At 45.3% G+C, this 25957-nt stretch carries 20 protein-coding genes and 1 tRNA gene; 14 read left to right on the forward strand and 7 right to left on the reverse strand.

Annotation, left to right across the window (positions count from 1 at the left end; all coding sequences use genetic code 11):
- Positions 1–47 precede the first annotated feature (47 nt).
- Positions 48–124: transfer RNA gene (locus ACXABW_RS04870), tRNA-Arg, on the forward strand.
- A 168-nt stretch (positions 125–292) separates the two neighbouring features.
- Here the strand turns inward: ACXABW_RS04870 and ACXABW_RS04875 are convergent.
- From ACXABW_RS04875 to ACXABW_RS04885, 3 genes are all read right to left on the reverse strand, one after another.
- Positions 293–1885, reverse strand: coding sequence for a BCCT family transporter (locus tag ACXABW_RS04875; protein WP_457524285.1), 1593 nt, complete (start codon positions 1883–1885; stop codon positions 293–295).
- Between the two features lie 568 nt (positions 1886–2453).
- Positions 2454–5579 carry a response regulator gene (locus tag ACXABW_RS04880; protein WP_457524287.1) on the reverse strand — a complete coding sequence of 1042 codons (3126 nt, stop codon included), beginning with the start codon at positions 5577–5579 and terminating at the stop codon, positions 2454–2456.
- A 4-nt stretch (positions 5580–5583) separates the two neighbouring features.
- Complete coding sequence (locus ACXABW_RS04885) at positions 5584–6597, reverse strand: ABC transporter substrate-binding protein (protein WP_457524289.1); 1014 nt, start codon at positions 6595–6597, stop codon at positions 5584–5586.
- A gap of 218 nt (positions 6598–6815) precedes the next feature.
- On the opposite strand from ACXABW_RS04885, the gene ACXABW_RS04890 reads away from it, so the two are divergent.
- The 7 genes from ACXABW_RS04890 to ACXABW_RS04920 all read left to right on the forward strand — a co-directional run bounded on the left by ACXABW_RS04890 (position 6816) and on the right by ACXABW_RS04920 (position 15018).
- Entirely contained in the window at positions 6816–8285 is a 1470-nt protein-coding gene (locus tag ACXABW_RS04890; RefSeq protein WP_457524290.1) for a protein adenylyltransferase SelO, read from the forward strand.
- 134 nt (positions 8286–8419) lie between these two features.
- Positions 8420–9148, forward strand: a complete 729-nt coding sequence (locus ACXABW_RS04895) for a response regulator (protein WP_457524292.1) — start codon at positions 8420–8422, stop codon at positions 9146–9148.
- A 2-nt stretch (positions 9149–9150) separates the two neighbouring features.
- On the forward strand, positions 9151–10596 hold the full coding sequence (locus ACXABW_RS04900; protein WP_457524294.1) for an ATP-binding protein: 1446 nt from the start codon (positions 9151–9153) through the stop codon (positions 10594–10596).
- 141 nt (positions 10597–10737) lie between these two features.
- A complete protein-coding gene (locus tag ACXABW_RS04905; protein ID WP_252030158.1) occupies positions 10738–11985 on the forward strand; it encodes an ABC transporter substrate-binding protein in 1248 nt (415 codons plus the stop codon).
- 137 nt (positions 11986–12122) lie between these two features.
- The gene (locus tag ACXABW_RS04910) at positions 12123–13046 is read left to right on the forward strand and encodes a carbohydrate ABC transporter permease (RefSeq protein ID WP_252030160.1); all 924 of its coding nucleotides are present in this window, start codon (positions 12123–12125) and stop codon (positions 13044–13046) included.
- Positions 13043–13900, forward strand: a complete 858-nt coding sequence (locus tag ACXABW_RS04915; protein ID WP_457524295.1) for a carbohydrate ABC transporter permease — start codon at positions 13043–13045, stop codon at positions 13898–13900. The genes ACXABW_RS04910 and ACXABW_RS04915 overlap by 4 nt, the downstream gene beginning before the upstream one ends.
- Positions 13901–13905: 5 nt before the next feature.
- On the forward strand, positions 13906–15018 hold the full coding sequence (locus tag ACXABW_RS04920; RefSeq protein WP_457524297.1) for an ABC transporter ATP-binding protein: 1113 nt from the start codon (positions 13906–13908) through the stop codon (positions 15016–15018).
- Between the two features lie 205 nt (positions 15019–15223).
- On the opposite strand, the gene ACXABW_RS04925 is transcribed toward ACXABW_RS04920, so the two are convergent.
- Positions 15224–15670: a hypothetical protein gene (locus ACXABW_RS04925; RefSeq protein ID WP_457524299.1), complete on the reverse strand. Its 447-nt coding sequence runs from the start codon at positions 15668–15670 to the stop codon at positions 15224–15226.
- Positions 15671–16192: 522 nt separating this feature from the next.
- Between ACXABW_RS04925 and ACXABW_RS04930 the strand changes: the two genes are divergently transcribed.
- From ACXABW_RS04930 to ACXABW_RS04940, 3 genes are all read left to right on the forward strand, one after another.
- Positions 16193–17188 carry a TRAP transporter substrate-binding protein gene (locus ACXABW_RS04930; protein WP_457524300.1) on the forward strand — a complete coding sequence of 332 codons (996 nt, stop codon included), beginning with the start codon at positions 16193–16195 and terminating at the stop codon, positions 17186–17188.
- Between the two features lie 73 nt (positions 17189–17261).
- Positions 17262–17948 carry a TRAP transporter small permease gene (locus ACXABW_RS04935; RefSeq protein WP_252030170.1) on the forward strand — a complete coding sequence of 229 codons (687 nt, stop codon included), beginning with the start codon at positions 17262–17264 and terminating at the stop codon, positions 17946–17948.
- Positions 17949–17951: 3 nt separating this feature from the next.
- Positions 17952–19313 (forward strand): TRAP transporter large permease, encoded by a 1362-nt coding sequence (locus ACXABW_RS04940; RefSeq protein WP_457524302.1) that lies wholly within the window; start codon positions 17952–17954, stop codon positions 19311–19313.
- A gap of 75 nt (positions 19314–19388) precedes the next feature.
- Here the strand turns inward: ACXABW_RS04940 and ACXABW_RS04945 are convergent, their stop codons facing one another.
- Positions 19389–19832 (reverse strand): hypothetical protein, encoded by a 444-nt coding sequence (locus tag ACXABW_RS04945; RefSeq protein ID WP_265687350.1) that lies wholly within the window; start codon positions 19830–19832, stop codon positions 19389–19391.
- Between the two features lie 191 nt (positions 19833–20023).
- Between ACXABW_RS04945 and ACXABW_RS04950 the strand changes: the two genes are divergently transcribed.
- Entirely contained in the window at positions 20024–20257 is a 234-nt protein-coding gene (locus tag ACXABW_RS04950; RefSeq protein WP_265687357.1) for a DUF2789 domain-containing protein, read from the forward strand.
- Here ACXABW_RS04950 and ACXABW_RS04955 read toward each other — a convergent pair.
- A complete protein-coding gene (locus ACXABW_RS04955) occupies positions 20254–21597 on the reverse strand; it encodes a sigma-54-dependent transcriptional regulator (RefSeq protein WP_457524304.1) in 1344 nt (447 codons plus the stop codon). The two genes, ACXABW_RS04950 and ACXABW_RS04955, sit on opposite strands and share 4 nt — an antisense overlap.
- Positions 21598–21600: 3 nt before the next feature.
- Positions 21601–23382 carry a sensor histidine kinase gene (locus tag ACXABW_RS04960; protein WP_457524305.1) on the reverse strand — a complete coding sequence of 594 codons (1782 nt, stop codon included), beginning with the start codon at positions 23380–23382 and terminating at the stop codon, positions 21601–21603.
- A gap of 494 nt (positions 23383–23876) precedes the next feature.
- On the opposite strand from ACXABW_RS04960, the gene tig reads away from it, so the two are divergent.
- Both tig and clpP read left to right on the forward strand, forming a co-directional pair.
- On the forward strand, positions 23877–25184 hold the full coding sequence (tig, locus tag ACXABW_RS04965) for a trigger factor (RefSeq protein ID WP_457524307.1): 1308 nt from the start codon (positions 23877–23879) through the stop codon (positions 25182–25184).
- A gap of 102 nt (positions 25185–25286) precedes the next feature.
- Positions 25287–25913 (forward strand): ATP-dependent Clp endopeptidase proteolytic subunit ClpP, encoded by a 627-nt coding sequence (clpP, locus tag ACXABW_RS04970; RefSeq protein ID WP_252030179.1) that lies wholly within the window; start codon positions 25287–25289, stop codon positions 25911–25913.
- Positions 25914–25957: the final 44 nt, after the last annotated feature.

The following is a 25957-nucleotide window of genomic DNA, read 5'->3' on the forward strand; positions in this document are numbered from 1 at the left end:
AGCCGTTGATTTACCCGTTTCAACTCGTATAATCCTTTCCCTGTAGCGCGCCCTTAGCTCAGCTGGATAGAGCACGTCCCTTCTAAGGATGTGGTCGTAGGTTCGAATCCTACAGGGCGTGCCATTTATTTTAAGAGCCCCGATAACTCCTAGAGTTATCGGGGCTTTTTCGTTCTTGTTAGTTCCGTATCAGTGTCAACTTCAAGGTAAGCTTTATACTTTGATTTTACGGCACTAATTGGCAACGTGGTGCATACAAAAAAGCCGCTGATGACAGCGGCTTTTCGATGATTTAAGCGTGGCTTAATTTACGATATTGTAGCTCGGTTTTCATTCCCATCATCAAGCTAATGAGCATCAGCAGTAGGATGAAAGTAAATGGCAGAGCCATTGAAACAGTACCGGCTTGCAGAGCTTGGATGGATTCTGTGCCACCAACCCACAGCAATACCGCTGCGATCGCACCACCAATAGCTGCCCAGAATACGCGCTGTGGTACAGGCGCATCTACTTTACCCCCAGACGTGATACTGTCGATCACTAACGATCCTGAATCGGACGAAGTAACGAAGAACACCATGATCAAGACAATAGATACGACAGAGAGTAGAGTGCTCATTGGTAGAGCTTCAAACATGTGGAATAGAGACAAAGTAATGTCTTTCAATCCATTCGCACCTAATTCACCAACTTGGTTCGTGATTTGGTCAATCGCTAGACCGCCAAATACTGACATCCAAATGACGATCACTGATGTTGGCACAAGCAGTACCGCAACGAGGAATTCGCGAATTGTGCGACCTTTCGAGATGCGCGCAATGAACATACCGACGAATGGCGACCAAGAGACCCACCAAGCCCAGTAGAATACTGTCCAACCATGAACCCATGCTTCATCTTCACGGCCATGAGGATTACTCAGTGGGATGATGTTCTCGATGTAAGCCATCAAGCCTGTTGGAATTGAATTCAGAGCTACTGTACCGCCTGCGATAATCACAAACAGTAGTAAGCCAAAGGCAACCACCATGTTGATGTTGCTGAGGATTTTTACACCACCGTTCATGCCACGCATGACGGAAATAACCGCTAGGCCAGTTACAAATGCAACGACGCCCAATTGCATACCGATGCCACCATTGGTACCGAATACATGATTAATACCACTTGCAGCTTGTTGAGCGCCTAAACCGAGTGATGTTGCTAAACCAAAGAGTGTCGCGAGTACAGCCACGATGTCGACTACGTGTCCAACCCAGCCCCATGCACGGTCGCCGAGCAATGGATAAAAGATAGAACGCATCGAAAGTGGCAAGCCCTTGTTAAAAGAAAAGAACGCCAGTGCTAGTGCAACAACCCCGTATATTGCCCAACCGTGGAATCCCCAGTGGAAAATCGTTGCGCCTAGAGCCAGCTTGGCTGCTTCTGGTGAGTAGGCTTCGACATTGAGCGGAGTTTCAAACCATCCGGTGAAGAATGCAGCTGGTTCAGCAACGCCCCAAAACATGAGCCCAATCCCCATACCTGCTGCGAATAGCATCGACATCCACGAGAGTAGGGAATACTCAGATTTGGCGTTGTCGCCGCCGATTCGGATTGAGCCGAAAGGTGTGAGAATAAGAGCAAAACAGAAAATAACGAAGATATTAGCTGACCACATGAAGAGTGTGTCGAATGATCCAATGACCTGCCATTTAACGCCATCGAGTGCAGCTTTGGCGCTGTCTGCATCGGATGCGAGTAATGCAATTAAAAAAACGATGATAAGGCCGGCACTGATACCGAATACAGGGTTATGAACGTCAAATCCCCACTTTTGAATATTGTCCTGACCCACCGTGTAGTCAGTGTTTTCAATACTATACTTGTCCGTAGTACGACTCATGAATCCTCATTAATGTTTAGAGTTCAAAATAAATTTTCAGCGAAGTCTACCAGATGTGAGTGCGCATAAGTAGTGAAATCCACTATTTGATGCTGTCATTGGTAGTTTATTAGACTTATAAATTTCAGTGTACTAACTAATTTTATGGGATGGGGTGTTTAATGTTGGGCTGCTTAACGCGAGGTGATGTCCACAAAAGGTGTACGATAGGAGAGTGAAAATTTGTGATGCTTTCCACGCTTAGGCGGCTTAAAAAATGGGCGCTGTCATAAAAATTTAATCTTGGTATGTATTGAGAACTTAAAGAAATTTCATCATATTGTAATGACAGCGTAACAATACCAATGGAGAGCCTATGCAGCATCAAGAAATGATTCAACCTTCGCACTTTGGAGTAATCGGTCGCACCAGTCTATTTTCACTGGTAGCAATAGTGAGTGTCTTCACTCTACTGTAATTACTCAGTCTGATTAGAGGGCGGTTTTAGTTGTCTCGTTAGATAATAAGGCGCTCCTCTAACTTAACCAACTCACTCCCTATTATTTCCCAAACTCACCTTAGATAATTTTTACGTGACGACTTCTTTTTGAGTCCACTCGTAAATCTTCTGCTTAATTAACTCTCTATTTACTGGCTTGGTTAAAAAGTCATTCATTCCTGCAATCAAACACTCTTCTTTGTCTTTCGCCATCGCATTGGCCGTCATAGCGATGATAACAATGTCACTTCGATGCTCTCCGGCTTCGCCTGAACGGATTCGTTGAGTCGCTTCAAAGCCGTCCATTTCCGGCATTTGGCAGTCCATCAATATGAAATCAAACTTCCGCTCTGACTTCAGTGCTTCAAGTGCGGCTTTACCGTGTTCGGCAACGTGGGTTTCAATGTTGAATTGATTAAGGATCCCTCGCATAACAATTTGGTTAACGCGATTGTCTTCTACAACTAGCGCTGTTAGGCCATCAGGGAGTATGACTTCTCTTTCACTGACATTGCGCTCAAAGCTCGAAAGGTAGTGATGCGTAATAAGAGGGTCGGTGTTATTAAAGCTTTCGTCGGCAATCACATTAAGTGCGTTGAATAGATCGGAGGTGGTCGCTGGTTTGGTGAAATAACCACTAAAGCCCAGTTCCTTATACATGTTTTGGTCAGCGACGGCGTCCATTGAAGTCATCATAACCAAGTGTATAGATTGATATTCAGAGTTTGACTTGATGGCTTTACATAAATCCAAGCCATCGTTTTCTGGCATTTGCATATCAAGGAAAGCGATATCGAATATGTTTTGGCCGCAACTTAGAATATCTTGGCAGCGGTCTAACGCTTGTGTATAGCTGTCGGCTTCAGTGACGGATGCTCCCCAATGTTCAAGTTGTTTAGTGAGCACTTCACGATTAACGGCGTTGTCATCCACAACGAGGATGTTGAGTTTACTGATATCAGCTTGAGGTAGTACTTGGGCTGATTGGTGGGATTTTCCAACCAGAATTTCAAAGGTGAATTTACTGCCCTGGCCGACTTTGCTTTGCACTTTTATATCGCCACCCATCAGCACGCAAAGGCGTTTGACAATCGCCAAGCCTAGCCCTGTACCACCATATTTGCGTGTGGTTGACGCATCGACTTGGCTGAATTTATCAAACAGCGTACTCACTTGGTCTGCCGGAATGCCAATACCTGTATCTGAAACCGATGCCAGTATTCGCCACTGGTCGTCGTTGGCTTCTTCAAGTTTAGCTTCGACGACAATATTGCCTTTTTCGGTAAACTTAGTCGCGTTTCCGACCAAGTTTGCGAATATTTGTCGCACGCGAGTACTGTCGCCCACAATCAAGGATTCATTCACTTCGATTGTGTTGAGAATGATTTCGAGGTTGTCGTTGTTTGAGTTCGCCGACATCGACTCACAAAAGTCTCCAAGCAGGCGTCTGAGATCGAAATGGTGCTGCTCTAACTCTAACTTATCCGCTTCAATTTTGGAGAAGTCGAGAATGTCGTTGATCAAATGCAGTAACGCGACTGCACTGTTATGAGCAAGATAAGCTTGATGAGTTTGGGTTTTATTGAGTTCATTATCCATGAGCAACTCGAGCATACCGATCACACCATTCATCGGCGTGCGTATCTCATGGCTCATTACTGCTAAGAATTCACTCTTGAGCTTAGCCGCTTCTTCGGCTTGGTTTTTGGCGCTAATCAGCGCGGTTTCCGCACTTTTTACAGTGGTGATGTCTTTGATAAAGCCGGAGAAAATGATGCCGTTATCCGTTTCAATTCGAGCAACGGACAGTGAAATCGGAAATAACTCTCCATCCTTTTTGCGGGCCGTGAGTTCGCGGCCAGTGAAGCCTTTGCTGTCACGATACTCAATCACTCTCGAGTCACCAGTATTGAGGTAACGGTCTATATAGCTCTGATGTTTAATCGCTTGGGCATCGTCCATCAGCATTTCGATAGGGCTGCCAACCAACTCGTGCTCTTTGTAGCCAAAAATCAGTTGGGTAGCGGGGTTTATAGACAGGATTCTTCCCTTAACATCGATGGTAACAATGCCGTCTGCCGCAGTATCAAGAATTGAGCTGAGCCTCTGGCTGGTCAGTTGTTGTTTCGCCATGATTTGCTCTTTGTGAGCAATGGCTTCATCCAACAGCGACATTGATGTCGTGGTCTTTTCCAAGCGAGAGCTGAGTTCATTAACAGCATCCGCAATAGCGGAATATTCACGACTATTTTGCCCCGGAATGCGGTAGCTCAAACCTTGAGTGGTAATCTGTTTGATATGGCCAATCAGTTCAGAGATTGGTGTAATCACTAAATATCTCAGTGAGGCAAATAATCCGAGTGCAAGCAGCCCCGTACCTATTACTAGAATGTAGGCAATGTTATCGCGGATCTTACTAGCGGCTTGCAGTGAGTCACTTTCGTTGAATGCGACTTTTAAAATATATGGGCTGTCGCCGATCGATAAGACTTTTTCGGATTCTAGCGATGCGGTCTTGGGGTTGGCGAGGCCAACGGATACTTGATGGGGAACCTCACCGTCACTGTTTAGGCTGAGTAGTTGAATTGGGTAATAGGCTTGCTGCAGTTTTTGCAGCGAACGGTCTAACAGGCCTTGGTAACTGGCCACCCAGTTAGTTGAAATAATAACCCAGCCGACTAGCTTATTACGTTGGCGAATTGGGCTTGAAATCCATTGTGATGCGTTTTGAGCTTCAGATAAAAAAGGATCGGTAGCCGGCGCACTGATGTGTGAATGATCGCGAAGGACTTGCTTGAACGCGGGGTAATCTTCAATGTTTTCCAGTAATAGGTCTTCGCCAAAGAATTTTCCATTCCTGCTATTGGTGGTTGATGAAGAGAAGACATAACCTTCGTAATCCACAACCAGCAGATAGTTGATGTGGTCATAGGACTTCGCGGTGTCATTCAGTGCTTGAGCGATGCCTCGGTTGATGCCCAGATCTAGGGTCTTTTTTAAACTTCGGTTTCGTGCGGTGATTTCAACAATCGAAAGCAAGTATTGATTGTGTTCTTCCACCAAGTCAGAAACTAACTCCAATGTCCCATTAAGCGGTTGGTGAGTGTTTTTTTCGATAGCCCCTTGGGAAATAGAGAACGCAATAACGCCCATGCCAAGCATGGCGCTAACCGTCAGGCCAACAACGGCCAATAGTAGTTTTTGAATCAGTCCCATGCGGTTACTCGTTCAAATACCATTGGTACCTATTCAAACCGTCGTCGGCAACGTTCAAACCGATGAGACTGGCACTCTGTTTGTTGATCATAAATATGGGTTGTTTCTGTAGTGTGGATTCTAGGTGGCTAGGTTCGATACCGTTTTGCAGAATATCAGCAGCGCGATAACCCGAGAGTTTGCCTAGTTCGTATAGATCAGCCACGGGACCAAATGTAGAGCCTTTTTGAATGCCGGACTTATTGGAGCTCAGGATTGGAACCTTGTACTCAAGCGAGACGTCAACAAGAGCTTCTTCGCCGCCATTTTGTAACAGAGTGTCGGTGGTGGTGATGAACAGATCGACCGCGTTAGCGTGTTGGGTAGCTTGAGCGACTAAGTCGTCGATGTTGGTGGCTTCAATATCCAACACTTCAATCTTCTTCCGTTTCAATAAGCGAATTAGATTAGTGGTTTGGATCTTGGAATTTGGTTCACCTTTACGATGAAATATGGCCACTTTCTTGGTGCTTGGAACCAGTTCTGTAATTAATGAAATATAGTGTTGCAGTGGTACATAGTTGCTGGTGCCCACAAGGTTGTTGCCCGAATACTCAAACGATTCAATTAACCCTGAATCCGCTGGATAAGTCACAATCGAAAATACGATAGGCATATCTTCGGGGAAGGTTTCTTTTACGATTACAGTGCCAGGGGTGGTGAGTGAGTAGACTAAGTCGATACGCTGAGCTTTCATACTTTCAGCAGATTGCTTCTGAGTATCTTTGTTGCTAGAAATTGCACCCTGTACAAACTCGACATCACTTGCTGGGTCGATGCCTTTTTCAGCCAGCCCATCTTTGAACCCTTGCAGGTTATCGGGGTAGCCAGTCCAAAGCGCGAGTCCAATCTTATAGGGCTTCTCTGCGGCAAAGGTGATGCTCGAAAACAACAACAGTGAAATCAGCGTTGTGGTATATCCAATCAAATGACGTACTAAGAATCTTATGCGCGCACCTATCCCTTTGAATAAGGTCATATCCTAGCCCCAATCTTTATTGTTGTTATTGTGTACTACCCAATCGCAGCGCAAGCTCGCTTTATATGCATAAATGTGTAGATGATAAATAGAGTGTAGACAGGATCTTTTTTTGTGCCACTTCAACAAGGTATCTATATTTCGCTAAAACTGAAGCCAGCTAGAACAAGTTCAGCGAAATATGCTATTTTGATCTAAATCAATTTTGGTGTGTGGTTATGTCTTCTAAAGTTCAATTTTCTCATCGTTTTGCCGAGCTTCCTCAAGCGTTCTATACACCCGTGGAGCCGCAACCACTGGATAACCTCAAGTTGGTCGTTTGGAATGACGATCTAGCCGAGCAATTTGTGTTTTCCACAACCAGTCAAATGACAGAAGAAAACATTGCAGCTTGGTTTGGGATGGGAGAAAACGAAAACTTCCAGCCTCTGGCGATGAAATACGCAGGCCACCAGTTTGGTGCATATAACCCAGACTTAGGCGATGGGCGAGGGCTATTGCTCTGTGAGGCAACCAATACGGAAGGGGAAGTGTTTGATATTCACCTCAAAGGTGCCGGCTTAACTCCGTATTCTCGCATGGGGGACGGCAGAGCCGTGTTGCGTTCGAGTATTCGCGAGTACTTGTGTAGCGAAGCACTGGCAGGGCTAGGTATTCCTACTACTCGTGCTTTGGGTTTGGTCGACAGCGAGACGCCCGTGTACCGAGAACAAGTCGAAAGCGGTGCGATGTTGCTGCGCTTGGCTCAAACCCATATTCGATTTGGCCACTTTGAGCACTTCTTCTATACCAATCAGATGGCGGAATTGAAACTTCTCGCCGACAAGGTGATTGAGTGGCATTTCCCTCATGTGGTCTCGGAAACCAACCCTTATGCCGCATTCTTTAATTGTGTTGTTGATCAAACTGCGGAAATGATTGCCTACTGGCAGGCTTATGGCTTTGCGCATGGTGTGATGAATACCGACAATATGTCGATTATTGGACAGACGTTCGACTTTGGCCCATTTGGTTTCCTAGACGACTACGAACCGGGTTATATCTGTAACCACTCCGATTATCAGGGACGATACGCTTATGATCAGCAGCCGAGAGTGGCCCTTTGGAACTTGTCTGCGTTAGCTCACTCGCTTTCTCCACTGATTGATAAATCTCTACTGGAAGCTGCACTCGGACAATTTGAGACTCAATATAGTCATTACTTTAGCCAGCTGATGCGAGAAAAAGTGGGCTTACAGAGTAAGCAAGACGGTGATAGCGAACTGTTCAACGACATGTTCGATTTACTCAAGGCGAATCGAGTGGACTTCACCCGTTTCTTCCGCCAACTTTCGGAGTTAGACAAACTAGGCCGTGAGCCTGTCGTTGATTTGGTGCTTGATCGAGAGTCGGCGTCGGCTTGGCTCGAGCGTTATCAATTGCGATGCCAAACAGAGTTCAATGACAGTGGCGAGGCTAAGTCCGATTTAGAACGATGCGCCGCAATGCGCAAAGTGAACCCTAAATATATTCTCAGAAACTACCTCGCTCAGCAGGCAATAGAAAAAGCCCAGCAAGGTGATTACGGTATGGTGCGAGAGCTTGCCGAATTACTAAAGCACCCATTTGATGATCAGCCGGATAAAGAAGCTTATGCCAAGCTGCCACCAGAGTGGGGCAAAAAGATGGAGATCAGCTGCTCTTCATAGTGAAAAGTGGGAGTGCACGTGACAATTGTGATCCTGACCAAGACTGAGCTCAAACTTTATAGAAATATCAATAAATGTAAATTCACCTGATCTATACAATATGTAAATCAGTTGTAAATGGACAGGGACGACCAATGCAGTCAAAGACGCAGATCTTAGTGGTCGATGATGATTTAGAAATTCGCGAATTGCTTGAAGAGTACCTAAGTAAATCGGGGTTTGGTGTTTCCACTGTTGAAGATGGTGAGCACTTGCATCGTCATTTGGATGAGCAGGGTTACCCTGATCTCATTCTGTTGGATGTCATGCTACCCGGTGATGACGGTTTTAGCTTGTGCCAGCAAATTCGTAAGCATTCCAACGTTCCTATCATAATGTTAACTGCGGTATCTGACGAAACTGACCAAATCATTGGCTTGGAAATTGGAGCAGACGACTACGTTGCCAAGCCTTTTAGTCCACGCCAGCTCTCGGCACGAATCAAAGCCTTACTTCGCCGAGTGCAAGTTCAAGAAGATAAAGCACCGGACGCATTGCCAAAAAGCATCACATTTGGTGATTGGGTATTAGACACGCTTGCGCATCGAATTATTCATTTGGAGAATGAAGAGCAGCATGATTTGTCCGGAAGTGACTTTTCCTTGTTAATGCTGTTCCTTTCTCGCCCTAATGAAGTGCTGGACAGAGACACAATTTCTTTTGCGACCAAAGGCCGTGAAGCGTTGCCATTCGAGCGTGGTATAGATGTTCAGTTAAGCCGGTTACGTAACCGCTTAGGTGACAGCGGTAAATATCCGCAATACATCAAAACCATGCGCGGCAACGGTTATATTCTAGCTGTGCCAGTTAGCTATGAGCATTAATTATGAGCTGGTGGCATAGGCTAAAACCCAACTCGTTGGTCGCTCGTACTTTATTGCTGACTTTGTTAGCGGTATTGATTGCGCAGGGGATTGCGACCTCTATCTGGTATACCGAGTCGAAACATAAGGAACTGTCTGGGATTCGCTCGGCGTCGGAAAGTATGGCGACCATGTTTGCATCGACGGTGACTTTTTTCCAATCATTACCCGTACGTTATCGGCATATTGTGCTCGACCAGATCCGCAACATGGGCGGTACGCGCTTTTTCGTCTCGTTTAATAAAGAGAAGTTGATTGTCGAACCGATTCCAGATACTCAACTTAAAGTGGCGTCGGTTAACGCTGTTACACAAGTGCTTCATCAAAAGCTCAATAATGTCGAGTCGGTCTCTGTAGATTTTTCCCGACCTGAGCACCTTCGTTTACTCAAAAACGACATTTACTTAAGCGATTTGCCGAAGTCTTGGGCGCATCATACCTTGACGCTCGAACCTATCGACCCTCCTATTCTAGTGGTACAGATAGAGTTGGGTGATAGCGAGTGGGTTTATATTGCTGCTTTACTTCCCGCCCCATATGTCACGTTGGACGATACGATTTTGGGGCGTGAACAGGTTATCTTTCTATTCTTTTCCACCAGTATATTGTTAGTACTCACTTACTTTTTGATCCGTAAGCAAGTGAAACCGTTGCGCCGTTTGGCTCGAGCTGCGAATGAGATGAGTATGGACATTGATCAGCCACCACTCACCGAAGAAGGGGCAACAGAGTTAGTCACGGCGACCCGAGCGTTCAACCGAATGCAGCAACGTATTCGCCGCTACGTATCGGATAGAGAGCACCTCTTTTCTGCCATATCTCATGACCTCAAAACCCCAATCACTCGGTTGCGTTTGAGAGCGGAGCTGTTGGAGAGTGATGTTAAGCGAGATAAGTTCAATAAAGATCTCGATGAACTAGAGATGATGGTGAAAGGCGCACTGCAATGTGTACGTGATACTGACCTGCATGAGAACAATGCGTATGTTGATCTCAGTGAAATGATTGAGTCAGTGATCGAAACACACAATCAATACCAGCCTAAGGTTTCGTTTACGCCTCAGATTCTAGACCCCATTGTCGCTAAGCCACTGGCCATCAAGCGTGTGCTAACGAATCTAATTGATAATGCAGTGAAATATGGCCATCAAGCTGAAGTTATGCTCGAAGAAGATCAAGAATATGTCACCGTTACGATTACTGACCAAGGCAAAGGGATTCCTGAAGACAAGCTAGAGGCCGTGTTCGAGCCTTATTATCGTATCGCTACTGATGATTCAGGCCATGGTTTGGGCTTAGGTATTTGCCGCAATATCTTGCACGGACATGGTGGAGATCTCATTATTCGCAATCACCCTAAAGGTGGTTTAGTAGCACGAATCTTTATCCCGCTTAGCTTAGAAGTGTAATGTAACAATGTTGTTGCGTTGTGGTTACGGTTTGTTTCAATCTATTTTTTTCAGTTATATAGACTCCGTATTGACCTAGTAAAAATGGTTGACCGGGCAAGATAGCCCTTACGTGTCTAATCCAATACATGGAAGATAACAATGAAAATGACGAAAACCCTACTTACTCTATCTCTCTTATCTGCTGCTTCAATGACTCAAGCTGGTGAAGTTGAAGTTCTTCACTGGTGGACTGCTGGTGGCGAGGCAAAATCAGCGGCAGTATTAAAGGACATGCTTGAACAGCAAGGCCATAGCTGGAAAGACTTTGCAGTTGCTGGTGGTGGTGGTGAAAGTGCGATGACAGTACTGAAGACTCGCGCGGTATCAGGCAACCCTCCTTCAGCGGCACAAATCAAAGGCCACGATATTCAAGAGTGGGGTGGATTAGGTTTCTTAACCACTTTAGATAAAACGGCGCAACAGGAAAAGTGGGACGATATCCTGCCTTCTGTTGTTACCAAAGTAATGAAGTTCGACAACGAATATGTTGCGGTTCCAGTCAACGTACACCGCGTTAACTGGCTGTGGGCAAACCCAGAAGTACTTAAAAAATCTGGTGTAGAAGTTCCTGCAACATTAGATGATTTCTTTGTTGCCGCAGAGAAAATCAAAGCAGCCGGTTACATTCCTCTGGCCCACGGTGGTCAACCATGGCAAGACGCGACAGTGTTCGAAGCGGTGGCTCTAGATGTTCTAGGCAGTGAAGACTACAACAAAGCGTTTGTAGAACTTGATATGAGCGTGTTGTCCGGCGACAAGATGGTTGAAGTGTTCACCAAGTTTAAGAAGATGCGTGATTACATCGATTCTAACTCTCCAGGCCGTGACTGGAACGTAGCGACGTCTATGGTGATCAATGGTGAAGCTGCAATGCAAATCATGGGTGACTGGGCGAAAGGCGAATTCACAGCCGCTGGAAAAGTACCGGGTAAAGACTATGTATGTGCACCTGCACCAGGTACCAATGGACAGTTTACTTTTAACATCGATAGTTTCGCGTTCTTCGAGCTAAGTGAATCCGGTAACCAAAAAGCTCAGCAAGATCTCGCGCGTACCATTCTGACCAAAGATTTCCAAGAGGTGTTCAACCTCAATAAAGGTTCTATCCCAGTGCGTTTAGACATGGATATGTCAGCGTTTGACCAATGTGCGCTTGACTCAATGTCAACGTTTAAAGCGAGTGCGAAAACGGGTGACTTAGTACCAAGTATGGCGCACGGCCTGTCGACAACGAGTTATGCGCAAGGCGCGATCTATGATGTTGTCACCAACTTCTTTAACGATCCTAAAGCCGATCCAAACGAAGCGGCGAACAAGCTAGCGAAAGCTGTGAAGGCTGCAATCTAAGTCAACGTAGATTGATTTGATTGTCACCTATTCACGTTAATAGAGAGTAGGTAGGTTCGTGGGGAGCCTGCTTACTCCTTCCCACCGCTTCGCTTGTTTATTGGTTGGAGTGGTGGTTTTCTCAACAAGGAATCGTTATGGAGCATGTTTTGACTCAGTCAACGCAAAAGTCTGCGCCTAAGCCGAGCTTTGCCGATAGACTACAAAATTGGCTGCCAAAGATAGTACTTGCCCCGACTATGCTAGTCACTGTGGTGTGTATTTACGGCTATATTTTTTGGACAGCAGCCCTCTCTTTCACCAACTCTCGTTTTTTACCAAGCTTTAAGTTTGTTGGTTTTACCCAATACGAAAAGTTAATGGACAACGATCGTTGGATCACTTCAATTACTAATTTGGGCTTGTTTGGCGGGCTATTTATGCTGGTCGCCATTGTGCTGGGTGTAGGTCTCGCCGTGTTACTTGACCAAAACATCCGCCAAGAAGGCGCGATTCGCACTATTTACCTCTACCCAATGGCGCTGTCGTTCATAGTGACAGGTACAGCTTGGAAATGGATTCTTAACCCAGGTTTAGGCATCGAGAAACTAATGCACGACTGGGGTTTTACTGGCTTTGAATTCAACTGGTTAGTGAACTCGGAGATGTCGGTCTATACCTTGGTCATCGCTGCGGTATGGCAATCTTCAGGCTTTGTAATGGCCATGTTTTTGGCCGGCTTGCGTGGCATCGATTCTTCTATCATCAAGGCGGCGCAAATTGATGGAGCCAATCTTCCGACCATCTACTGGAAGATAATTCTACCTTGCTTACGCCCGGTGTTTTTCAGTGCAGTGATCATCACTTCGCATATCGCGATTAAGAGCTTCGACTTGGTGACGGCAATGACTGCCGGTGGCCCGGGCTACTCGTCGGATTTACCTGCTTTATTTATGTACGCACACTCCTTTACTCGTGGGCAGATTGGTCTTGGTGCGGCAAGTGCAATGATGATGCTTGCAGGCATTCTAGCGATTTTGGTGCCTTACCTTTACTCAGAACTTAGGGAGAAGAAATCATGAGCGGTAACATGAATTTTGCTCGCCTATTTATTTACTCGACACTGGTTTTCTTTTGCCTAGTGTATTTGATGCCACTGTTTGTGATGGTGATTACCTCATTCAAAACCCTACCTGATATCAAGGCTGGTAACTTAATGAGTTTGCCAAAGGAGTGGGTGTTTGATGCTTGGTACAAGGCTTGGGATAGCGCTTGTACTGGTGTGAAGTGTGAGGGCGTCAAAGGGTATTTCTGGAACTCATTCCAAATGGTGATTCCAGCAGTCGCAATTTCTACGCTGCTGGGGGCATTCAATGGTTACGTTGTGACCAAATGGCAGTTTAGAGGCTCAAACCTATTCTTCAGCCTATTGCTGTTTGGTTGCTTCATTCCATTCCAAGTCATTCTTCTACCTATGGCTGCCGTACTTGGCAAATTAGGTTTGGCGAACACTACCACTGGTCTAGTTATTGTGCATGTTATCTATGGCATGGCGTTTACAACGCTATTCTTCCGTAATTTCTACATCAGTATTCCAGATGAACTGGTGAAAGCAGCCAAGTTAGATGGAGCAGGGTTCTTTACGATTTTCTTTAAAATCTTACTGCCACTTTCGACTCCAATCATCATGGTCACCGTGATATGGCAGTTCACGGCGATATGGAACGACTTCTTATTTGGCGTGGTGTATTCCGGCTCGGAGACGCAGCCCATTACTGTCGCACTCAATAACTTAGTCAACACCAGCACCGGTGTTAAAGAATACAACGTAGACATGGCTGCCGCGATCATCGCCGCGCTGCCAACCTTATTAGTCTATGTATTAGCAGGAAAATATTTTGTTCGCGGCCTAACGGCGGGATCGGTAAAAGGATAATTACAATGGCAACACTAGAACTTAAACAGATCCGCAAAACGTACCCGAAAGCGGAACAAGAAACCCTTAAGGGGATTGATATCAGCATTGATTCGGGTGAGTTTCTGATTTTGGTAGGCCCATCTGGCTGTGGTAAATCGACGCTGATGAACACCATCGCAGGGCTAGAAAACATAAGCTCTGGCGAGATTGTGATTGATGGTAGCGATGTTGCGAGCGTAGAGCCGAAAGATCGAGATATTGCGATGGTATTCCAGTCGTATGCGCTTTACCCAAATATGACCGTGCGTGGCAATATCGCTTTTGGATTGAAGATCCGCAAGATGCCTGCCGACGAAATTGATGCAGAGGTCAACCGTGTCGCAGAGATGCTGCAAATTGACCACTTACTTGACCGTAAGCCATCGCAACTATCGGGTGGCCAACGCCAACGTGTAGCAATGGGGCGTGCATTGGCTCGTCGACCTAAGCTTTATTTGTTTGATGAGCCGTTGTCGAATCTTGATGCCAAACTGAGAGTCGAGATGCGCCATCAAATCAAACGTTTACACCAAAAACTGAATACCACAATTGTTTACGTTACCCATGATCAGATCGAAGCCATGACGCTGGCCGATCGTATTGCAGTAATGAAGGATGGTGAGCTACAGCAGCTTGGCACTCCGCAGGAGATCTACAACAAGCCAAACAACATGTTTGTGGCCGGCTTTATGGGCTCACCCTCAATGAACTTCATCAAAACTATGGTTGATCTTGATGCGGAAGATAAGCCCGTGATTAAGGTGAAAGGGGCCAATGAGCAAGAGCACCACATCAAGTTGCCTGCCTCAATGCGCGAGCAAGATGGTAAAGAAATTGTGATTGGTTTGCGCCCTGAGCACATCAGTGAGAAGCCAGGAGAAGATATGTCTGCGTCTACTCAGTTAGACATGAAACTTGAAGTGCTAGAGCCAACTGGCCCAGATACAATCGCGATGATAAAAGTCAACGACCAAGAGATCGCCTGCCGTCTGTCGCCAGAGTTTGAAGTGTCGGTAGGCCAGACCGCGCCACTTCATTTCGACTTGTCTAAAGCGGTGTTTTTCGATGCGAGCTCAGAGCATCGAATCGAGTTTTAGACATACAGTTTTAAAGCGCACTCTCTATTTGTGGAGGGCTCATTCCCCAATGAGTGCCGAGCAAAAATCACGGGGGAGAATCCAAGTAACGCTTGCTACTTGGGGGGAGTGCGCTTTATTCCTTTCTCACTAGGTAAATTCATTTCAAAGTAGGTTTACGTCAAGGTAGAGTGAGAAGCTCTACCTTTTACCACTTTTTCAAACGCTAACTTCTAAATTTGCAATAAAGCTTGCGAATACCTCGACTGCCCATGATCAAGCCGAAGGCCATAACCGCCTTTAGCAGTGCAGGGTAATTAATCATGTTAGAGCTGATCCAGAAACCGAAAAATGTCGCCAGCCCGGTGATGAGTAAGTACACGCCGATGAGAAAGCAACCAACGGTGACAATATGCTCGTCGCGTATGTCCATAGCTGTGCCCTCATCTGCTTCCTCCTTAAAAAGTTTAGCTGCAATACTGTCACTGAAATACCAAATGATACTGGAGAGCAACACCGGTAGAAACAAGTGCCCAACTATGCTAAGCAGCACAAGATTACTCGCTTGTTGCCAAAATGAAGAAAGAGCTAACGCTGGAACAAAGGCATAAATGGATGACAGTGTTACAAACAGAGCAACGGCGCGTACCAGCAGTATGGCGAGTCCTACCATAGTGATTATCCTAAATGAGAGGTTTGAAATTTAATGAGTATATTGTTCTGTTAATTGTGTTGCGTACGAGTTTTGTCAGAACTTCTCTATGTAATGTAACCACTTATTTCAACTCTGCCCATCTCAATAGCATAAATAACAAATGTATCATTAGCGTCTATACTTAAACGTGCGTACGAATGACGTGTTCATTGGTGTTAATAAGAACATTGGTGGTACGTGATGTAGTTATGGAGGAGAGGACAACCCTACGAACTCCTTCCCGCAAACTGTCCTCTCCTCACATATCCCTTTCTAAATATCTATGAGTGGCTTTCTACTCATATTTAAATTTGTATGTGTCATTTTCCACCCATTTAATTTCAGAGTATAAAGTCTTCTATGTCTTAGATATTAAATTAATCAACCCAAGATATTGATTTTAAATGACTTAATTTTATTTTTGTCAATTGGTATGCCTATTGCTCTTTAGTCATTACCAGCCCCCATAGAAGGGGCTGTTTAATACTAAGGAGAATTACAATGTTTAAACCTCTTACCCTACTGTCTGTATCCGCTCTGACACTCACAAGTTTTAACGCTGCTGCTAATTGTGATCCAGGTGAAATCGTTATTAAGTTCAGCCACGTAACCAATACAGATAAGCACCCGAAAGGAATTGCAGCTTCGTTGCTAGAAGAGCGTGTAAACACAGAGATGAACGGTAAAGCTTGTATGCAGGTTTTCCCTAACTCAACACTGTACGATGATAACAAGGTACTGGAAGCACTATTGAACGGCGATGTTCAACTGGCAGCTCCGTCACTGTCTAAATTCGAAAAATTCACTAAGAAATACCGCATTTTTGACCTTCCTTTCCTTTTCGAAGACGTTGACGCGGTAGACCGTTTCCAAAACTCTGAGTCAGGCGAAAAATTGAAAAATGCAATGCAACGCCGTGGTCTTCAAGGGCTTGCTTTTTGGCACAACGGTATGAAGCAGATGTCGGCTAACAAGCCTTTACTTAGCCCAGAAGATGCGAAAGGACTTAAGTTCCGTGTACAAGCATCAGATGTATTGGTTGCTCAGTTTGAACAGCTAGGCGCTAACCCACAGAAAATGTCGTTCAAAGAAGTGTATGGCGGCCTTCAGACCAAAGTTATCGATGGCCAAGAAAATACGTGGTCGAACATCTACGGTAAAAAGTTCTTCGAAGTACAAGATGGTGTGACGGAAACCAACCACGGTATTTTGGATTACCTAGTCGTGACATCGAACGATTTCTGGAAAGGTTTGCCAGAAGACACTCGTGAGCAGCTGAATACGATCATCCAAGAAGTAACGGCAACACGTAATGCGGAGTCTTCGAAGGTGAACCTAGCAAACAAAAACAACATCATCGAAGCGGGCGGCCAAGTGCGTTCTCTTTCTCCAGAACAGCGTCAGCAGTGGGTCACAGCTCTGCAACCAGTATGGAAGAAGTTTGAGAAAGACATTGGTTCAGACCTGATTGAAGCAGCTCTGGCTTCAAATAACTAATTCCCCTTTAAGTGCTCTTCGTATCGGGACGAGGAGCGCTTTTTTTATAATAAAAACTAGAGCGAAGTAGTTTATGGAACAGTCTATTTTAGCAAAGGTCGGGAGAGTGACTGACGCGATCGAGGAGACGTTGATTGCATTCTTCTTAGGAGGCATGACCTTACTTACATTTGCCAATGTCGTGTCGCGTTACGTGTTTAACGACAACATTCTTTGGGCATTGGAACTCACTGTGTTTATGTTTGCGTGGATGGTACTCGTCGGCGCATCTTATGGGGTGAAAAAGCACTTTCATATTGGTGTCGATGTTGTCATTAACATGGCTCCAGAACAGTTAAGAAAAATCTATGCACTCGCTGCAGCGGCATGCTGCTTAGCGTTCTCAATCTTTCTATTAGTCGGCTCATGGAATTATTGGTACCCATTTGTTACCGAGCGAGCATGGTATGAGACTGATGACATACCGATGCCAGAGGTGTTGCAGTTTTTAGCAGATTGGCTCAATGAAGGGGAGCGTTACGAAAAATTACCCCGCTTTATTCCTTACATGGCGCTACCTATTGGAATGGCAATGTTGACGTTTCGCTTTATGCAGGTCACCTATCAGATTGCGACGGGCAAACTTGATCGCTTAATTGCAGGTCACGAAGCGGAAGAAGATCTTGAAGCGTTAAAGGCTGAAATGGCGGACGCTGGTGATGCATTTGGCGAGGATGTGTCAAAACCTACTCAATCTGATAATGGCAGCAAGGAGCGCTAATCCATGGATATTCTGTTTCTTTTCCTAATGGTGATTGGCTTTATGCTTATTGGTGTGCCAATCGCAGTATCACTCGGTTTATCGAGCATTCTATTTTTGATGATGCACTCTGATGCATCACTCGCATCGGTAGCCCAAACTTTGTTTAATGCTTTTGCTGGCCACTACACTTTACTGGCTATTCCATTCTTTATACTCGCGTCGAGCTTTATGTCGACGGGCGGTGTAGCGAAACGAATTATCCGTTTTGCTATTGCGATGGTAGGTTGGTTTCGTGGCGGCTTGGCGATGGCGTCAGTTGTCGCTTGTATGATGTTTGCCGCGTTATCTGGCTCTTCACCTGCAACCGTTGTTGCTATCGGTAGTATCGTTATTGCTGGAATGGTCAAAAATGGTTACTCCAAAGAGTTCGCCTCTGGGGTGATTTGTAACGCAGGTACGCTAGGGATCTTAATCCCACCGTCCATTGTTATGGTGGTATATGCCGCTGCGACAGACGTTTCAGTAGGGCGTATGTTTCTTGGCGGTGTGATTCCAGGATTACTCGCTGGCGTGATGTTGATGATTGCTATCTACATCGCAGCAAGAGTGAAAAAGCTTCCAGCGCAGCCTTTTGTCGGTTGGGGTGAGGCATTCGCTGCCGCAAAAGATGCAAGTTGGGGATTACTGCTCATTGTGATCATTCTAGGCGGTATCTACGGTGGTATTTTTACTCCGACTGAAGCTGCCGCGGTTGCTGCTGTATATTCGTTCTTCATAGCGAACTTCATTTACAAAGACATGGGGCCGTTTGCCGATAAGCAAAACACCAAACCTATGTTGGTAAAAGTATTCGAGACTTTTATTCACAAAGACACCAAGCACACCCTATATGAAGCAGGAAAGCTTACCATCATGCTGCTGTTTATCATTGCTAATGCCTTGATCCTTAAACATGTGCTGACGGAAGAGCGTATTCCGCAAATGATCACTGAATCGATGCTGTCAGCAGGTTTAGGCCCTATCACTTTCCTCATCGTGGTGAACTTATTGCTTCTGATTGGTGGTCAGTTTATGGAGCCGTCTGGGCTGCTCATCATCGTTGCGCCATTGGTGTTCCCAATAGCAATCGCACTTGGTATCGACCCAATTCACCTAGGCATCATGATGGTGGTGAACATGGAAATAGGCATGATCACACCGCCAGTGGGCTTGAACTTATTTGTGACGGCCGGGGTCGCGAAGATGTCTATGATGCAAGTGGTCAAAGCGGCGCTACCATGGGTAGGTGTGATGTTCCTGTTCTTGATTATCGTAACCTACGTACCATGGGTATCAACTTGGTTACCGACGACCTTGATGGGACCAGAAATCATTACTAAGTAACGGTATCAATCTATATGAAAGGAGCAAATGGTATGGTGCCATTTGCTCCTTTTTATGTATGGACTTACCTAAAAACTACAGCTCAGAACATTGGTAATAGCCCGCTTTCACAAATTGCGGGTTCCAGTTTACCGAGAAAGTTGTAGTGGTGCCTTTGGAAATCAGGCCGTAAGTGTCAACTGTAGAAATCTCCATTGACGGAGAAAACTTTTCAATAGTCGTAACTTCAATATAGTTCGCATCATACTTTGCAGAAGTATTGGCAAACTTCTCTGCATTCACGACATATTGGTCGTATTCAAGCTGTGCTTGGTCTTCGAATAAGCCAGCTTTTGGTTTCGGTATCTTATAATATTCGGTCTCGTGAACCATTTGACAACCGAGTTTGTCGTCTGGTGCAAACTGGCTGTAAGTCACCTCGTTTCCTTCTGGTGTCAGATATACGTTTTGATCCATCGAACTACACGCCGACAGCGCGATTGCAGTTCCCACTGCGAGTGACAGTTGAGCAATTTTCATGGTTGTTCTCTTAGTTATTATTAAGTTAGCAATATGCAAACGAAGGTTAATAAAAAAACAAACCGTAACAAAAGTAACCTGATGATTTGAATGGTATTTTTGGAATATCGCTTATTCCAAATAAAGGTTCTAATTGGAAAGGTAGGGATGAACTATAGTTAGAGAGTGTAATGGCAAACAGGATATTGGTTATGGAGCGTCATCAACACTCAATCCCTGAATTGTTTAAACAGCTTGGTTTAGGCCATTCTACTGAAGAAATTGCAGATTTCATTAATCAGCACAATGGACTCGTAGTGGGCACCTCTATCCATGAAGCGATATTTTGGTCGTCTTCACAGGCCGCTTTTCTCAAAGAGGCCATAGATGAAGATGCCGACTGGGCTGAGATTGTCGATCAACTTGATACGATGCTACGAAGCTAGTCTGCTTTGTAGTTATCTTTGTCTAGCCCGTAGCGCTGCATTTTGTCGTAAAGGGTTTTGCGCGCAACTTGCAGAACTGACATTGTGTCGTTGATGCGACCTTCGCACTCTATCAGCGCTTGTTCAATAGCACTTCGTTCAAATTCGGCTACTTGTTCGGCCAAGCCTGCTGAAGAGGGTGCTGTGTTTGTAGAGTCGTTCAGCTGCATCAATTTTCCAAGTAATACAAAGCGCTCTGCAGCGTTACGCAACTCGCGCACATTACCCGGCCAGTCATGGCTCAACAAAGTTGCAAGGTCGCTAGCGGGTAGAGAGGTTGCTGCTTTGCCATAGCGAGAGGCTGCCACAAGTAAGAAGTGGTGGAATAGAGCCGGAATGTCTTCTTTTCGTTCGCGTAGCGGTGGTAAATCTAGCGTGACAATATTGAGGCGGTAATATAGGTCTTGGCGGAAGGTGCCCTGTTGGGCGGCCAGTTTTAAGTCGACTTTGGTTGCGGCAATAACTCGGATATCGAGCGCATGTAGCTCGTTAGAGCCGACACGTTCGAAGTGACGCTCTTGAAGTACTCTAAGTAATCGAATCTGAGCTTGTATTGGCATTGACTCTATTTCATCCAGAAACAGCGTTCCGCCTTGGGCATGTTCCAGCTTACCAATTCTGCGACTTTCGGCGCCGGTAAACGCGCCTTTTTCATGCCCATACAGTTCACTTTCAATCAAGTTTTCAGGAACAGCGCCGCAGTTAATCGCAACGAAATTATGTTCCCGCCGCTGGCTCTGTTCGTGTAGAGAACGAGCAACTAACTCTTTACCTGTTCCTGTTTCGCCGAACAATAGAATATCGGCATCGGTATCGGCGACGTGGGTGATAGTGTCACGTAATTGTTGGATACTAGCCGTATCTCCAATGATTCGTGGGCCTAGAATCTGGCTGGCTTTGAGGTTTCTCTTGAGTTGCTGGTTTTCCAGTACCAATGTCTGTTTTTCTATGGCGCGATATACGGTTTCGATTAGCCTTTCTGGTGGAAAGGGTTTCTCTATAAAATCGTAGGCGCCGTTGTGCATCGCGTTGACCGCCATGCTGATGTCACCGTGCCCAGTGATCAAAATGATTGGGATATCATCGTGCTGGTGCATGACGGTAGTAAGCAAGTTCTCTCCCGACACACCAGGTAAGCAAATATCCGTTACTATAACTTTTGGTAGGCCATCCTGTTTAATAGCGAGTAAGGCATCTTCAGCCGAAGAGAAGAATCGCGCATTAATGTCTTCTAATTCGAAGCTTTGCTCAATTGCGATACGAATATCACTTTCATCGTCGATAAAGAAAACATCGCACATACATCATCCTTGCGTATAAATTGGTAACGATATGGAAAAGCAGGCCCCACCGAGATCGCTTGTTGACACTTCCATATGGCCTCCCATTGCAAGCAGGATTTGTTGCGAGATGGAAAGCCCAAGTCCAAGGCCGTTTTTCTTAGTGGTATAAAATGGTTCAAATAGGTGAGGGATTTTATCGCGCTCAATGCCCGGTCCATTGTCGGAAATACTGATAATCAGTTGTCCATCACACTCTTTAGTAGTGAGATCTATTCGTTTGTAGTCTTGCCCGTCCATAGCCTGAATCGCATTGGTGATCAGGTTAATTAGAACTTGTTCCATTTGGATTGGGTTAATCTCAACCACTGGGCTTGAAGACGCCAGTTGTATCTCAAGTGTCACCATATTTGATTTCAACTGAGCGGCCATTAACTCGTGTGAATAGCGGATAATGGAATCGACTTGAGTTACTTGAGTATCTTGGCTGTCAGATTTTCGTGCAAACGATTTAAGTTGCTCACTGATTTTCGCCATTCGCTCCGTTAAAGAGGAGATGCGTTCTAGGTTGTCGTCGACCCTTTCATATTTTTCGAGGCTTAAAAAGCGGCGACCATTATCAGCAAAGCTGCGAATGGCGGCTAGTGGATTATTGAGCTCGTGGCTGATACTTGCAGACATTTGCCCGAGCACCGCCAATTTAGCCGCTTGAATTAGCTCATCCTGGGTTTGTCTAAGCACTTGCTCTGTTCGACTACGCTCATCAATTTCGGCGTGCAATTCAGCGGTGCGATCCATAACCAAAAACTCTAATTTTTGTTTCGCTTCGGATTGTATCCGCTCGAGTTGGCGATGTTTTTGCCTACGGTGATACATAAGTAAAAAGGCCAGATAAAATATGGTGAATACCAAGCCCAAGATGACGACAAAACCAAATACACGCCAAAACAGCGCTATTTTGGGTGACAATACTCGGATATCTAGCGGTAGTAGGTCGAGCTTGCGTGATGACACTAAGAAATCACCTTTAATCCAACCCTTAAATGGGTTTTGGAGTTCGCTATATGGCTGGGAAAGATCGCCAGTCAAACCGAGTGAGCGAATATTGGTATCGAGATACTGGCGACTATTGAGGACTTCATTGCGCTGAGCATTGGTGAGTGTCGACAAGCTCTTGAATAGCCACTCTGGCTTACTCGACATGAAAATGACATTATTTGGGTCGGTGGCGACAAAGTAGCTTTGTTTGCTTTTCCAGTTCTCTTCTATCGCGGACAAATCCATTTTGACCACAACAACACCCATGGTTTCGGCCGCGTACTCAACTGGATAGGAGTAATAGTAGCCTCTTAGACCAGACGTTGACCCTAGGGCAAAATATTGACTTTCATTGCCCTCGATGGCTTGTTGGAAGTATGGACGCCAAGCAAAGTTCCGTCCGATAAATGAGCGGGAAATATTCCAGTTACTCGACGCAATGGTGTTACCTTCGCGGTCGATGAGGTAACTGTCAGCTGCTTGAATCACGGAGTTAACCTTTTCAAGGTAGCGGTTAGTGATATCTATTTGAGCTGGATTGTCTGGAGAGCGAAGGGCGTCAATCAGTTCGGTATCTTTTGAAAGAAGCCTAGGGATATGGGCGTACTTATCAAGTTTGCTTGAGATATGATCGGCGAATCGATCTAACTGCGCTTGGTGTTCAGTTCGCACTTGCTGGTAGTGGTTGTCCCAAACTAAATGAGCGCCTATTACCGAGATAAAGGTAAAGGACAACAAAAAGAGCAGGTTAATACGTCGAATTAGCAACTTCAAATATCCTCTGGGTCTCTATTTGTAGCGTAAATGTTTCAACACTTTTCTGGGCAAAAAGATAAGAAATATGAGGGGTAAAACAGGAGCGAGATCTCTTTTTATACATTCAGACAAAAAAAAGCATCGACTCCCTTGAAATAGCCGTTATTGTCCCCATTTCATCGAATACCATCGCTAATATGGTGGATTTTGTAGCAGTTAGACAAGATTTTGGAAATCTGGGCACCTGATAACGGTGTACGGGTCGACAGCATTGTTTCAGCTCGTTAGAATGCTGCGTCTAAAATTTTGTCCTGAGGCTAATCGGAGATACCTTTCGCTTTTAATCGCAAAGATATCGCTGATTAGTCCGGTTCCAGTTTTGGCTGGGCCGATGCTCAATTTAACAACGTGCCCACGGTGCGGAACAAGGATGCAGCCACACAATATTGTTATTCGTGGTGGCTCACATGCTCAGGTTACTGAGCCATTTTTGAGGTTTAAAAATAATGCAAGTTACTGTTGAAACGCTAGAAGGCCTAGAGCGCCGTCTTAATATTACTGTTCCTGCTGCTAACATCGAAGACGCTGTTACTGCAGAACTACGCAACATCGCAAAAAACCGTCGTTTCGATGGTTTCCGTAAAGGCAAAGTGCCTCTAAAAATGGTTGCTAAGATGTACGGCAAAGCAGTACGTCAAGACGTGATGGGCGAAGTAATGCAACGTCACTTCATCGAAGCAATCGTAAAAGAAAAGATCAACCCAGCGGGCGCTCCAACTTTCGCTCCAGTTGAAAGTAACGAAGGTGCAGACCTAGTTTTCAACGCTACTTTTGAAGTTTACCCAGAAGTAGAACTAAAAGGCCTAGACAGCATCTCTGTTGAGAAGCCAGCAGTTGAAGTAAACGACGCTGACGTTGAAGAGATGATCGAAACTCTACGTAAGCAACAAGCAGCTTGGGCTGAAGTTGACACTGCAGCTGAAGAAGGCACTCGTGCAACTATCGACTTCGTTGGTTCTATCGACGGTGAAGAGTTCGAAGGTGGTAAAGCTGAGAACTTCCCACTAGAAATGGGTGCTGGTCGTATGATTCCTGGTTTTGAAGACGGTATCACTGGTAAAACAGCGGGTATGGAATTCGAAATCGACGTGACTTTCCCAGAAGATTACCACGCAGAAAACCTTAAAGGTAAAGCAGCTAAGTTCGCAATCAAAGTGAACAAAGTAGAAGCTCGTGAACTTCCAGAAATCAACGACGAGTTCGTTGCTAAGTTTGGTGTTGCTGAAGGCGGTGTTGAAGCACTTAAAGCTGAAGTACGCAAGAACATGGAGCGTGAGCTTAAGCAAGCTGTTAAGAACCGCATCAAAGAGCAAGCGATCGACGGTCTAGTTAAAGAAAACGACATCGACGTACCAGCTGCACTTATCGACCAAGAAATTGGTACTCTACGTCAGCAAGCTGCACAGCGTTTCGGTGGTAACCCTGAAGCAGCAGAACAGCTTCCTCGTGAGCTATTCGAAGAGCAAGCTAAGCGTCGCGTAGTAGTTGGTCTTCTTCTTGGTGAAGTAATCAAGTCTGAAGAGCTAAAAGCTGACGATGAGAAAGTTAAAGCGCTTATCGAAGAAATGGCTACAGCATACGAAGATCCATCAGAAGTGATTGCTTACTACGAGCAAAACGAGCAAATGATGAACAACATGCGTAACGTTGCTTTAGAAGAGCAAGCTATCGATGCGATCATTGCTAAAGCTCAGGTTTCTGAAAAAGAAGTTAGCTTCAACGAGCTAATGAACCAACAGCAGCCAGCTCAATAAGCAATATATTGCGTAGGTAGTTGACTTAGCGTTAACTATTCTGCTAACAATGGTCCGTATGATGCTAATCATCCGGACCATTTATTTTAGGGACATAAGAATATGAGCTATCAAGAAAAAAATGCAATGTCGCCGATTTTAGACGCGTTAGTACCTATGGTGGTTGAGCAAACTTCCCGTGGTGAACGTTCTTACGATATTTATTCTCGTCTACTCAAAGAACGCGTTATTTTCCTTACCGGTCAAGTGGAAGACCACATGGCGAATCTCGTCGTGGCTCAACTTCTTTTCTTAGAGTCTGAAAACCCAGACAAAGATATCTTCCTTTACATCAACTCACCTGGCGGTAGCGTAACAGCGGGTATGTCTATCTATGACACAATGCAGTTCATCAAGCCAAACGTGAGCACAGTATGTATGGGGCAGGCGTGCTCAATGGGCGCATTCCTACTAGCTGGTGGCGCACCAGGTAAGCGTTACGCGCTACCAAACTCGCGCGTAATGATTCACCAACCGCTAGGTGGATTCCAAGGCCAAGCGTCTGATATCCAAATTCACGCACAAGAAATTCTATCGATTAAGCAAAAGCTTAACTCGTTACTTGCTGAACACACGGGTCAGCCATTAGAGATTATCGAGCGTGATACTGATCGTGATAACTTCATGTCATCAGATCAAGCTGTAGAATACGGTTTAGTGGATGCAGTTTTGAACCACCGCGGTGAGTAAATCCATACGGATTGTCTAACGCAATTTGGTTTAAATTGATATAC

The sequence above is a fragment of the Vibrio paucivorans genome, from assembly GCF_054053395.1.

Bases quoted from the DNA above. Each gene is read 5' to 3' on its own strand.
- ACXABW_RS04950 (WP_265687357.1), top strand. From the start codon at position 20,024: ATGGAGCGTCATCAACACTCAATCCCTGAATTGTTTAAACAGCTTGGT.
- ACXABW_RS04940 (WP_457524302.1), top strand. From the start codon at position 17,952: ATGGATATTCTGTTTCTTTTCCTAATGGTGATTGGCTTTATGCTTATT.
- clpP (WP_252030179.1), top strand. From the start codon at position 25,287: ATGAGCTATCAAGAAAAAAATGCAATGTCGCCGATTTTAGACGCGTTA.
- ACXABW_RS04910 (WP_252030160.1), top strand. From the start codon at position 12,123: ATGGAGCATGTTTTGACTCAGTCAACGCAAAAGTCTGCGCCTAAGCCG.
- ACXABW_RS04915 (WP_457524295.1), top strand. From the start codon at position 13,043: ATGAGCGGTAACATGAATTTTGCTCGCCTATTTATTTACTCGACACTG.
- ACXABW_RS04945 (WP_265687350.1), bottom strand. From the start codon at position 19,832: ATGAAAATTGCTCAACTGTCACTCGCAGTGGGAACTGCAATCGCGCTG.
- ACXABW_RS04955 (WP_457524304.1), bottom strand. From the start codon at position 21,597: ATGTGCGATGTTTTCTTTATCGACGATGAAAGTGATATTCGTATCGCA.
- ACXABW_RS04880 (WP_457524287.1), bottom strand. From the start codon at position 5,579: ATGGGACTGATTCAAAAACTACTATTGGCCGTTGTTGGCCTGACGGTT.
- ACXABW_RS04900 (WP_457524294.1), top strand. From the start codon at position 9,151: ATGAGCTGGTGGCATAGGCTAAAACCCAACTCGTTGGTCGCTCGTACT.
- ACXABW_RS04895 (WP_457524292.1), top strand. From the start codon at position 8,420: ATGCAGTCAAAGACGCAGATCTTAGTGGTCGATGATGATTTAGAAATT.
- ACXABW_RS04935 (WP_252030170.1), top strand. From the start codon at position 17,262: ATGGAACAGTCTATTTTAGCAAAGGTCGGGAGAGTGACTGACGCGATC.
- tig (WP_457524307.1), top strand. From the start codon at position 23,877: ATGCAAGTTACTGTTGAAACGCTAGAAGGCCTAGAGCGCCGTCTTAAT.
- ACXABW_RS04875 (WP_457524285.1), bottom strand. From the start codon at position 1,885: ATGAGTCGTACTACGGACAAGTATAGTATTGAAAACACTGACTACACG.
- ACXABW_RS04885 (WP_457524289.1), bottom strand. From the start codon at position 6,597: ATGACCTTATTCAAAGGGATAGGTGCGCGCATAAGATTCTTAGTACGT.
- ACXABW_RS04930 (WP_457524300.1), top strand. From the start codon at position 16,193: ATGTTTAAACCTCTTACCCTACTGTCTGTATCCGCTCTGACACTCACA.
- ACXABW_RS04890 (WP_457524290.1), top strand. From the start codon at position 6,816: ATGTCTTCTAAAGTTCAATTTTCTCATCGTTTTGCCGAGCTTCCTCAA.
- ACXABW_RS04905 (WP_252030158.1), top strand. From the start codon at position 10,738: ATGAAAATGACGAAAACCCTACTTACTCTATCTCTCTTATCTGCTGCT.
- ACXABW_RS04920 (WP_457524297.1), top strand. From the start codon at position 13,906: ATGGCAACACTAGAACTTAAACAGATCCGCAAAACGTACCCGAAAGCG.
- ACXABW_RS04925 (WP_457524299.1), bottom strand. From the start codon at position 15,670: ATGGTAGGACTCGCCATACTGCTGGTACGCGCCGTTGCTCTGTTTGTA.